13 protein-coding genes and 1 pseudogene are annotated in these 11,126 nt (G+C 45.4%); 2 read left to right on the top strand and 12 right to left on the bottom strand.

Annotation, left to right across the window (positions count from 1 at the left end; genetic code table 11):
• Positions 1 to 694: IS630 family transposase (locus tag Xentx_RS07970; protein WP_083600912.1), on the bottom strand; the 694-nt coding region annotated here is incomplete at its 3' end.
• A 422-nt stretch (positions 695 to 1,116) separates the two neighbouring features.
• Positions 1,117 to 1,254: pseudogene (locus tag Xentx_RS07965) on the bottom strand (recombinase family protein); the annotation flags it as partial.
• Between the two features lie 136 nt (positions 1,255 to 1,390).
• Here Xentx_RS07965 and Xentx_RS07960 point away from each other — a divergent pair.
• A complete protein-coding gene (locus Xentx_RS07960; protein ID WP_074019713.1) occupies positions 1,391 to 1,726 on the top strand; it encodes a gp53-like domain-containing protein in 336 nt (111 codons plus the stop codon).
• A gap of 1 nt (position 1,727) precedes the next feature.
• Positions 1,728 to 2,159 carry a tail fiber assembly protein gene (locus Xentx_RS07955; RefSeq protein ID WP_074019712.1) on the top strand — a complete coding sequence of 144 codons (432 nt, stop codon included), beginning with the start codon at positions 1,728 to 1,730 and terminating at the stop codon, positions 2,157 to 2,159.
• A 26-nt stretch (positions 2,160 to 2,185) separates the two neighbouring features.
• Here the strand turns inward: Xentx_RS07955 and Xentx_RS07950 are convergent, their stop codons facing one another.
• Genes Xentx_RS07950 through Xentx_RS07905 form a run of 10 tightly spaced genes read right to left on the bottom strand, consistent with a single transcriptional unit; the run spans position 2,186 to position 11,099 of the window.
• Positions 2,186 to 2,782, bottom strand: a complete 597-nt coding sequence (locus tag Xentx_RS07950) for a tail fiber assembly protein (RefSeq protein WP_074019711.1) — start codon at positions 2,780 to 2,782, stop codon at positions 2,186 to 2,188.
• Positions 2,782 to 3,618: a tail fiber protein gene (locus tag Xentx_RS07945; RefSeq protein ID WP_074019710.1), complete on the bottom strand. Its 837-nt coding sequence runs from the start codon at positions 3,616 to 3,618 to the stop codon at positions 2,782 to 2,784. Before Xentx_RS07945 ends, Xentx_RS07950 begins: the two co-directional genes overlap by 1 nt.
• Positions 3,619 to 4,194: a phage tail protein I gene (locus Xentx_RS07940; RefSeq protein WP_074019709.1), complete on the bottom strand. Its 576-nt coding sequence runs from the start codon at positions 4,192 to 4,194 to the stop codon at positions 3,619 to 3,621.
• Positions 4,187 to 5,290: a baseplate assembly protein gene (locus Xentx_RS07935; protein ID WP_074019708.1), complete on the bottom strand. Its 1,104-nt coding sequence runs from the start codon at positions 5,288 to 5,290 to the stop codon at positions 4,187 to 4,189. The genes Xentx_RS07940 and Xentx_RS07935 overlap by 8 nt, the downstream gene beginning before the upstream one ends.
• Positions 5,281 to 5,634 (bottom strand): GPW/gp25 family protein, encoded by a 354-nt coding sequence (locus Xentx_RS07930; RefSeq protein WP_074019707.1) that lies wholly within the window; start codon positions 5,632 to 5,634, stop codon positions 5,281 to 5,283. Before Xentx_RS07930 ends, Xentx_RS07935 begins: the two co-directional genes overlap by 10 nt.
• Positions 5,635 to 5,688: 54 nt before the next feature.
• Entirely contained in the window at positions 5,689 to 6,285 is a 597-nt protein-coding gene (locus tag Xentx_RS07925) for a phage baseplate assembly protein V (RefSeq protein ID WP_074019706.1), read from the bottom strand.
• Positions 6,282 to 7,463: a phage late control D family protein gene (locus Xentx_RS07920; RefSeq protein WP_074019705.1), complete on the bottom strand. Its 1,182-nt coding sequence runs from the start codon at positions 7,461 to 7,463 to the stop codon at positions 6,282 to 6,284. Before Xentx_RS07920 ends, Xentx_RS07925 begins: the two co-directional genes overlap by 4 nt.
• A complete protein-coding gene (locus tag Xentx_RS07915) occupies positions 7,451 to 7,663 on the bottom strand; it encodes a tail protein X (RefSeq protein ID WP_083600909.1) in 213 nt (70 codons plus the stop codon). The genes Xentx_RS07920 and Xentx_RS07915 overlap by 13 nt, the downstream gene beginning before the upstream one ends.
• Entirely contained in the window at positions 7,663 to 8,547 is an 885-nt protein-coding gene (locus tag Xentx_RS07910) for a phage tail protein (RefSeq protein WP_074019703.1), read from the bottom strand. The genes Xentx_RS07915 and Xentx_RS07910 overlap by 1 nt, the downstream gene beginning before the upstream one ends.
• Positions 8,547 to 11,099 (bottom strand): phage tail tape measure protein, encoded by a 2,553-nt coding sequence (locus tag Xentx_RS07905; protein ID WP_074019702.1) that lies wholly within the window; start codon positions 11,097 to 11,099, stop codon positions 8,547 to 8,549. Before Xentx_RS07905 ends, Xentx_RS07910 begins: the two co-directional genes overlap by 1 nt.
• Positions 11,100 to 11,126: the final 27 nt, after the last annotated feature.

Raw genomic sequence — 11,126 nt, 5'->3', positions numbered from 1 at the left:
AGGCGATATTTTCAGCATTAATGCTTGGATATTCACGGATCACGGTGTCTTCAATCCGTTGTAAATTCAGCGCACCCAGAATATTGAGACGGGTACGACTGCCGGTGGTTTCAACCCCTTTTACCTGATTTTTTCCTGCTTTCATCCAGCCATAACTGAGCTTTGTGGACTGTGAAGGATGCACCGCATCAATAAACAGGATCGGCTCATTCTGAGCCGCTCTGTCTTTCAGCACCTTGTAGTCATCAATAAATTGTTGCTGTTTATCCGCATCGAATTTATGAGGCACTCCCTTTGGCTTTTTGTAGCTGAAACCCTGGCGATGAAGCCATTTCGTCATGCCCCCTACACTGAAAAACACCTGCCAACGTGCCTGGACATAGGCCACAATTTGGGTCGTGGTATGCATCAAATTGGCGGTCAAATATTCAATCAGGTCAGCGGTTTGTTCGGCAGAAAGACGGCTTTCAGAGCCCCCATTTTCCGGCGTCAGCTTTTCCTGAGCGATGAAGTCTTTTAGGTGACGGCTGACCGTACTTTCATGAATACGCAAGGCCTGTGCAATCATCTGAGCAGTCCAGCCCTCTGATGCCAAAAGCACGGCCTTGATGCGATCACAGACTCGACTGTCACGAGTGGTATCATGCATCAATTCGAGTGCTCGTTTTTGTTCTGGTGTCAGATGAATTTTCATGGTTGCAAGCATGATCTGATTTGGATAAGAAATCAAGCATCTTCAATGGCGATTGGTATATCATTAATTCTATTTGTTTTTCGCCTCGTTGTTTCGGCTTTTCATTCTGATAGCCCGGCAGACAATCCGGTAATTTTGCCCACCAAGCTCTCTTATCTGATACCACTACTCCTATCGTATCCCTTATTACTATATGTGTGATGCTATCTTTTAGCAGCTTAACACCCTCTCTTCCTGATGCCGCGCGCGATAAATTTCACCTATCCGCGCGATAAATGAAGAGCTAATCGCGTTTCATCTATTGAAAATTTTTTACACAATCAGTGTAGCGTAGCAGCCAATTTAGCAATATATTCTGCATTCTTTTGTGTGGGGTTAATTCCTCCATAATGCACAGTGCAGAATAAAACGCCTAATTAAAATAGGTCATCATTATTGGCGGTTTTGCCACTAATTCTATCCTCAAAAATCGAGTTACAATTTGCGGCCATTAATGCATTTCGTTGCAGATCACTGTTTTGGTCTGTTGTTGATACACGGATATAGCCAATTTTCGCCATTATTAATACCTCATTTAGTCCATGAATTAATGAGCTTATCACCACTTTAAAAATGACGAATTGATATCCGTAAAACCTCGGTTTGGCGGATACGGTCTATCGAACCATCGGGAACGGGCGCAATCAGATCCCTGATATGTCGTTTTTTGAATCGCGGTTAACTGAGTCTGGTTATCAAAAATTGCCTAGCGGGGTGGTAATTCAATGGGGGCGGGCACATGGAACGACTCAGGTATCAGGAGCTGGTCTAGGTGGCTGGTATCAGACACAGACAATGTTCGAATTCCCTATTCCATTTCCCAATAAATGCGTTTCATTAACAAACTCTGTTTTAAACGGCGGTACGAGTGAACGGTGGATTGTAATTGCCAGCACAATAATAATTGACCGAAAACTGGCGGAGTTGTTAATTCAATCCCTATATAAACCCATCCATCCACCTGTCGTGACATATATCGCAATAGGATATTGATATGAAAAATTATTTATTTAGTCGCTCTACGCTCAGTTTTTACCCTGTCGCACTGTTAGCAGACTATCAGGCTGCCGGTACACTGCCCGATGATGTTATCCCTGTGGCAGATGAGGTATTTTCTGAATTTAGTCAATCCGTTGCGGGTAAACGAAAAGGCGTTGATAGCAACGGAATGCCGTGCTGGGTTAACATCCCTCCACCACCGCCTCCGACGCCAGCGGAATTGCAGCAGCAGGCGGAATACCAAAAACGGCAACTATTGAGCGCGGCAACCGAAAAAATTGATATCTGCCAGGACGCGGTTGATTTAGATATGGCGACCGACGCCGAAAAATCCGCATTAACCAACTGGCGCAAATACCGTGTCCTGCTCAATCGGGTGGATTGCGCTACCGCACCCGATATCGTATGGCCGGAACAGCCGGAATGAGTACAGGGGCACACAGCCCCTGATTGTTATTCTGGCGCTTTAGGCCAGTCAATGTTGGGTGCTGCCGAACAGTCTACACGGTTTAATAACACCATGTATTTTTTCCATTCGGTCAGTGCCGATTTCTCTGTGTCCGTTGCCATGTTGAGATCGACAGCATATTGGAGTGGAGTGATGGAATTTGTAGCCTGAGACATTAGATAGCGTTTTTGGGATTCTGCCTGTTGCTGTTCATGCTGGCGTTGTGCCTGATTATCTGTCACCCATCGTTTACCATTCCATTTGTCAAATGGTGTTGCAGGTGCCTCTGGTGTTGTTTTCGATGGATAATCACCGAGTGCTGTAATCACCTGTGCGGCACCTGTTTCAATACTGTAAACGGTTTTACCACGATGATCTGCGACGTATTCCCACGCGGACAAGTCCGACGTCCGGCAAATCGCATAACCCTGTTTGCGATCACCCGGTGCATCGATACACGAGTGGGCTGGGATGCCGACACCTACGGGTAAGAACTCCACGGATGCAGAACTATATTCCCGTGTTTCGCTATGATAGTTAAATACCGTGATATCACCGGCGACCGTAGCGTGTTGGTATTGGTCTAATTTTGCGCCAGCCATTATACAGCCCTCACAATGTAGTTAAATGCAATGTTACGTGGGCGAGTTTCATTACCCCCGTAATAATCCGTATAGATAGGAAGATCAAGCGCCGCTCCATTGGTGTCTGCACTAACAGGATACCTCCCACCTGTGCTATCGGGCCCCGTTGCCCCCCATGTTTGATTAAATGCGTGATCATGTCGCCCAACTGAGCCGCTTTGTAATGAAAGCAAAGCGCGGCCTGGGTCAATCTTACCGCTATCATCCCACCCTCGAATAAATTCCCCTCGCAAATCTGGTAATCTCAGCGAGGGGTATACACGCGCCAGCTCTGGATATTGTGCTGCGGTAAACGTAGCGCCGTTACATTTTATCCACCCAGCCGGAGGGGTTGCCAACGGCCACGGAATAGGGACACCAACCGGTAACGCCGAGCCTGCCGTTAAACCGAGGTTTTTCACAAACGCCGGTTTATCAAGAATATCCGCGCCGTTCTTGTTTTTCTCCAGACGAGTATTAGCATTATTATTTGCTGCATTTGCCAAAGATTGCACGAAGGCTGTCGTTGCAATCTGGGTGTTATTAGCATCCTGTGCCGGTGTTGGCGCCGTCGGTGTTCCTGTGAATACAGGGCTGGCTTTGGGTGCATATTGAGGATGTGGATCTTTAGCTTCGGTATGCTCCTTCAGCTCACTCTCGTTTTGTTCCAACTGCTGTTTTAGATAACTTGTACGACTAGCAAGTTGTTTAGCCTGCCGATTAGAAATGCCATCAGGACCACCTAATACGGGGTCTGAAGTTTCTATCTGATATACGCCGTCAGACCATTGTGGGGTTTCGGGTAAATTAGCCATTTAACTGCTCCCATGATTGTAACTGCCGTTATAGCTGACAGTGTTGTTGTAGCGAATTGATACTGACTGATATTCCAAACTGGCGAGATGGCAACGCGCAGGTGCAAAAGCCGCTAGCGTGGTGCGTAATAGTGAGGCCTGGTCATTGGTAATAGGTTGCTGAAGAATAACCCGATAAACTGCCCAGGACGTTGCATCACCATGCACATAATTACCGTTATGGCTGGCATGACCGTCATAGTTGATTTGTCCTGTGCCTTCAATTAAATCAACTTCACCAAATCCAAAACGGCGAATTACCTCCCTGATTGACCAGGGCGTGCCTTTATAGCGATGCAGCTCTATCGCTGATTTGATTAGTGTGCGCCGGGCATCTTCTGATTCGACAAGCTCCCAGCCATCACCTAATAATGAAAACTGGTCAGCGAGCCAGTACAATGCGCTGATATCGACAATATCAATGAGATAAACCATTAACCGGGTTAAATCGATATCATCAAAACGAGAAACGAGCTGTCCTAATGCACGCATGCTGATATCAGATTCAAGTGGCGGCGGTAAATGTAACTTAGCCATTAGCGACTCCCGTGATCAAAACGGAAATACCAGTACAGTTTGCCCATTCATTCTCATTTATGACCTGAAGTGCAGGTGATTCCAGCTCTACCTGATAGACACCGGAAATAGACAGTATTGAAATGATCTGGCTGGGGACGATATCTTTCCCAAGTGTTGTAGCTCGTTCCGCTACCCACGTTTGTATAGCCTGTTCTGCTGAGGACTGAATATCTAAGGCATTAACACCGACATACAAAGTCAATTTTGCCTTGATGGTGTAGTCGATTTGCACTGGCGATTTTGCGTGAACAGTGTCCGTCAATGGACGGACTTTCTCATCAGAGCAAAAACTTTTCACCAGCGTTAGAATGCTTTCATCTGGCAAGCCTGTCGCCAATAGTGGAAATAATTCAACTGTGCCCGGAACGGGGGACATAACCGCGACATCAACAATGTTGGGATGAGCACGCATGGCATGGAAACGATAGGCCTGACAACTGCCCGCATTAGTAAACGATTCGGGTGCCATCTTAATTCGTACACGCAGTCTGTCGTCACTTTCCTCAGCAGAACCACCGCTACTGGCTATTATGTTAGTTACTTGCAGATCAATATCATCGATCTCATCCAACAGAGTGCTAACCTGTGCAGGTTGCCAGCCATTACCCGATAATCCCGCATCCATACAGGTAGCGCTGACATTGACGAAACGCATGCCAGTTTTTAGAACAGCGTCTGTGTTAGTAGCAAAAATAATGCTATCTGATGCACTAACACGTGTTCCAACGGGAATAAGGACATCTCGTTCTAATACTTCATCAACACTAAATTGCAATGTGGTATGCGCAGGTTGGGCAGGTAGCCGATATACGCCAACCAATTCGCCTAAGTAGTCCAAAATGGGGGCACAAGCAAACTGAACCAAATTTTGTTTAGCCGCTTCCTGGACTCTCATCCGGATCAATGCCTCACGATAGGCAAACAAATTAATCAGCAGGCGTTCAGCCTGTGCTGGGTACAACGTTTTGCCGGCATCAGCCTCATACTGTGCGATCATCTCGGTTGTGATTTTCTCTGCATCGCGTTCGATAAAATTAGGTTCTGTCAGCGCCATAACAACTCCGTAGATTGTGTAATGCCATCCGCGGCAGCCCAATTCACACGCAGAGTTAAATGCTCTCCATCAATGGTGGGTTTTACCGATAGCAATTGACAGCGAGGTTCCCAACGCGAAATAGCATCGACAGATTCTCTGACAACGTGGGGAATTGCGCGGTCTATGGGATAATCAATATAGCGATGTAAGTTACTGCCAAATTCTGGTCGATGTAGGTCACTGCCACGTGGTGTACGCAGAATAATGAGAATGGCTTGAGCAATATCATCCAACCCACTGACTGTTTCGCCGGAGTGTTGGAGAGCAGGTTGCCAAAAAACAGAGTTTGAGTTTGTATTCATGGGGGCAGTATCGCCCCCAGCTGGAAGGTTTGATATTAAAGACGTTTAAAGAAGTTAATGAGAATGATGGTTCGAATTACCGCCTTCATCCATGATGCTGCCCGTTGCATGGATATTGCCGTTGACGCTGACGTTACCTTGAATATTTGCTGCAATACCATCACCACCAGAACCCGATAGCCCATTCTGGTAGGTTAACCGACCTTTTACTAACAAATTTCCGGTTAAAATTGTTTCCGGTGTATCAACAGTGACTTGTTGCGCCTGAATAACAACATTGGCACCTACAGTGATATTTATATATTGAATACCACCATTGATAGTCAGAGTGTGAGTAGTGCGATCATAATAAAAGGCTGCATTATCTGCATACGTCACACCACGGGTGTCTTTATTATTGGCAGGCGGTTTATCAACACTGGAATAAACTGCACCTAAAATAACGCCATCCTCACCATTGGCATCCAGTAGCACCTCAACTTGTTCTCCAATATCAGGCAACCAATAACCTTTGTTATTTTGGGTATTTCGCTGTAATACATTCAGCCAGTTAGTGCGCATATTATCGCATTCGGGCAATCGCACGCGGGCACGAACGGTGGCAGGATCTACAGCACTGATAGTACCAACTTGACGAGTTACACTGCTCATTTGGTTTTCTCCTTGATGACTGTTTCGGAAGAACCATCTGGTTTATAGACAACTAATTTCTGTGTTTTACTCTTCTTACCTTTCTTAGACTTGCCGGATGTAATGGGGCCACGAGCAATTTCAAGTTCAGTGACATATCCACTGCTGCGATCAAAGGAATGACGAGCTGAAGTAATTAACCATTGCCCAGATAGTTTGCCAAACCCAATCAATTCAATTTTATTTCCAGCCGTTAACTGGGGGCTTCCCATCAATGACAGCGAACCGTTTTGTTGGTATTCGTTATGAGAATCCAGTGCTGACTGTGCCTTAATTTCTGCACTATTTTTGTCTGTTGCTCGACTATTGACTTTTAAGGTATCTGCGCTGGTTTCTTTTCCACTATTATTTTTTCCTTTTGAATCGGCTTGATGACTTGTACTGGTCGTGCCGTCAGCTTCATAGACAATTAATTTTTTATCACCCGCCTTTTGGTGTTTCACCTTGGCTTTCTTATAAACCTTGTTAATCGTGTCCCGCAGTGAAAATTGGGCAACATCATGAGGGAATAGTTTCTTTATAGGCACCTGGCTGCGTAAGGTGGTTAAGTGGGAAAATATGAGTTGTTCACTGACAACCTTAACGGCATAACCGTACTCATTGGCCAGTCGCTTCAGGAAGGCTATATCAGTTTCCGAGTATTGTGTCACTCGGTCAATTTTGATGGTTTCAATACTGCCAACCAGCTTTAGTCGGTGTTTTTTGGCAATACGACTCGCGATGGCTGCCAGTGTCGTATTTTCAAATCCACGATTAGATTTGGTACGTAATGCCATATTAATCGATGTTGCAACACCCCTAATGGATACTGTCGAGGGCGGGCTACTGACTTCAATTTCATCAATAGAGAATGTACCACAATTAAGCAACTGTTCGCCAAGATAACCCAATCTCAACGTTAATGTATCACCTTTGCCCGGATACCACTTATCCAGCCAGCGACCATCGGTATCATCCAGCTCCACTTCAATTTCATCCGATTCACTTTTGATATTGTCGGTATAGCTGACACGCGTAACATACGGTGTGATGTCGTTAGTGATATCTTTTTGCAAATAACGTAACGTAAACGTCGGGCTTAAAACGTCAGAGACACCCGCCAGAGAGGGTGTTTGTCTGATATCAATTATCTCAGCCACGGTGGAGTATCCTCTGTAGTGACTACATTGTCAGCGTCAATAATGGGGATCAATACAACTACCCCCGAGGGCAATACGGGTGTAACGGCAATATGAGGGTTGGCAGCAACAATACGGGCATAACCCAGAGGATCACCGTAATAATAATGAGCCAATAAATCCCATCTATCACCAGCTTTTGTAATGTGCTCAAGAAACATCAAAGTACCCTCGTCGTAATTTGCGCAGCCATCTTACTGAGTGCAGGAGATATCGATGTGAATGTTGAACTAGCCGATTCAAGCTGCCCCGACACAGAATCCAATGCAGCCGCAATATTACGACTGTCTACACGGCTTAATGACGCTTGAGCGTTATTAATAAATGTTGCGGCCTGTCCTGTTGCTCTGGTCAATTGAATTGCCTCCGGCAGCGTGTCACCCAAGGCTTTAAACGCCGGATAACTTTTTCCTAATGGCCCAGCAATATTGTTCAATCCGGTAAAAAGACCGGGCACACGAGTCAATGCGACTGCCGGGTTACCTTTCATCTTCTGCGCAATACGTACGGTACTGATCGTTGTTTGCAATGCTGACTGCGCTTGTTTGGCATAATTCACGCCATCCCTGAGTTGTTTAGCCAGACCTGATGGCTTCGGTACTGCATTAGATAACGCCTTTGTATTCGGAACATGGGATTTAATAGCAGGTGGCTTCAACTGATTTTTAGGATCACCAACATATTCACGCAATGTCACGGAGGCATTCAGGGCAAATACATTGCCGACTGAGTCTGTTTGTTCACTGGTGGCTGTCACATCAGTAATGACAAACCAGCCACGATAATCGCCATTGCCAAATACCAACGCCAGCGCCTGATGTTTTCGCATCGCTGCGCGTAACCGATTTAATTCAACATCCGGCGTACAATAATGTTGATGAAAGACCAGGCTAAGTTGAATTTCATCCAGCTTCTCACCCACGAACTGCAAGCCAGGCTTACCGTGGATTCGGGCATGTTCAGCATAATCAACGCCAAACGTAACATCGAACCCATCCCAATACGTGATTAATTCAAATTCGATATCACCTAATACAGCAAACATTATTCATACCTCCGGCGTTCTCTCTGTATAACGATACGTTCCAGCATTTTTTCCAATTCGTGCAAGCTCATATTTAATGCCTGACTGATATCGGGTGTAGCCGCTTGTGGTTTATTGCCAATGTAAATTTGTGGAGAATAAGTGACAGACAATCCATTATTGCTGTTTCCCGCATTTTTATAGGCTGCCCGCCCAGTGGAATAACCTGACATCGTTTTGGTCACTGGAATTTGAGGAGCGTCAGGTGTCATTTCTTCAGCCAGACGCTGAGTGGCGCGAGCAGCCAGCGGACTTGTACGCTCAATACCCATCACCGCGCCTTGCACGATATTATCGCCAAAGCCCATAAATACCCGACTGGGAGATTGAATACCTAACGCTTCTTTAAACCAGCCAGAAATGTTGCCACCGAAGTTTTTAATAGTATCCTTGGCCGTGGTCAGCATATTAGAAATGCCATTCACCAATCCATTAACGATATTTTTACCAAAATCAGTAAAGTTATTGGGCATATCAATGCCAAACCATTTCATGACACCACTGAACGCCTTAGAGAACCATTTCAAGGGAGACCAGTTTGAAATTAACTTACCAACTTTAAGTATCCCACTATTAAAAACATTTGATATGTCATTCCAGCGGGTAGTAAACCAACCTTTAACATTAGACCAAATGTTTTTAATTCCCTGCCATCCCCCCTGAAAAGCAGATCTTACTCTACCCCAAAGCCCTTTAAAGAAATTGCTGATGGGTTTCCAATAGCGATAGATAAGATACGCAGCGACTGCAATACCGACGATGATTAATCCGATGGGATTCATTAGCAATGCACGACCAATCCACAAAAGAGCCCTGCCAGCCAGCATCAAACCCTTATAGAGAGCACCGCCAAGAACTTTACCTAACCCACGAGCCGCGCTAGCCATTTTACCTAAGAGATTGCCGACAAAAGCAAATCGCCCCCCCGTACCGATAGCGGCCCGAAGCAATAACCAACGGGTGCGCATTAACATGGCACCTTTCCAGATATCAATGATAGGAGAAAACAAAAGGTTTAGGCCTAATCTGACCCCCACTGAAGCCGCTTTAAATGCCAAAAACCCGCCGACCAGTGAGACAACATTACTGATAAGTTCAGGATGAGCTGCAAGCCATTTGCCAGTCTGATCAATTAATGGGATAAAAGTTTCGGCTAATTGCATCAGCGTCGGACGCAATGATTGACCAATATTAATAGATGATTCATTAAATCCAATCTGAGTACGCCGCCACCTTGCTTCCAGCGTGTCATTTTGCTTATCAAAATCTTTCGACAGTGTATTTTGTGCACCATCACTATTCATCTCCTTTTTACTGGATAAATACTTATCCCAGCCCTGACGCATAGATACCAGATGGTTCACTGTCTGAATATCAGTAAAAATTTCAGCCAGACCAAATGATTCCATTAATTTTTGTTGGCTGTCTTGATCACCTTTAGCTCCAGCTTCCTGCCATTGCTGTAAAAATGCTTTTCCTTTTCCATCAATAAAACGATTGGCGATCATTAAGGAGGCTTCATATTGCGAGAATCCTTGTGCAACATAACGCTGCATTGACCCTTGATAGTCAATACCAGCATCCGCATATTTATGGATAGTGTCACGTCTCCCCATTGCGGCCAGCCAGTTTGTCATATTGGTAACAGCCGCCTCCGCTGAACCACTTCCTTTACCAACCTCCAAACTGGCTACAATCTGTGTGATAGCTTCTTTGCCTGTGATTCCACGTGCAGCAAATGCTTTGGACAGCCCAGGTAATGCTTTCGCCATATCCTTTAATTCAAATGAACCAAGTTTTGCTCCCGTTGCTGCAATACCGAAAGCTTGCTCTAGATCTTTGGTATTAGTAATTTTAAGAGCATCACTGAAAGCAAACGTCATTTTGGCCAGATCAGTCATATCCGCTTTGGTGGCGGTAGCCGCTTTTCCCAATAATTCAGCAAACTGTGATGCTTTTTCAGGAGCCATGCCATCAGCAACCAACTGACCAACTCCACCCAAAAGTTCTTCCTGAAGCTGATTAACTTTGAGTGATGTTTGTCGAATAGACACACCAATGGCTTGTTCTTGTTTTGCATCCAGATCACCCGTAACAGCAATGTCTCTTAACCCTGATTCAAATGAGGCGTATTTTGTTACTGATTGCATAACGGGAGAGGATATTGTTCGCGCTAATGCGTAAGTTTCGGCACCTTTTCCATAGAGAGCCATACGGTTTGCTCTGGCGGCATCACTCATACTGGCAGTAGACTCTAAACGTTTTTGCTGACGGTTTAATTGTTCCAGTGTTCGGCCAACACGTTGTAAATCTGTATTCAAACGTTGTGCACTGCGGGAACCCAACTGACCATAACGTTCAATAGCACGGTTCAATGCCTGTTGCCGATTTTCCAGCCGACGAGTGGTTTCTCCTAGGGCGCCCAGTGTACGGCGAGTTCCCGATATAGCAGAGCTAAATGCACCGCTAATGGCTCCGCTTATGATGACACCGATGGAAAATTCTGCAGACACGGGTTAAGCTCTCTTTAAGTGAAATTT

The organism is Xenorhabdus thuongxuanensis, from assembly GCF_001908095.1.
Lineage (GTDB): Bacteria > Pseudomonadota > Gammaproteobacteria > Enterobacterales > Enterobacteriaceae > Xenorhabdus > Xenorhabdus thuongxuanensis.
This window is presented reverse-complemented; position numbering and strand designations above follow the sequence as displayed.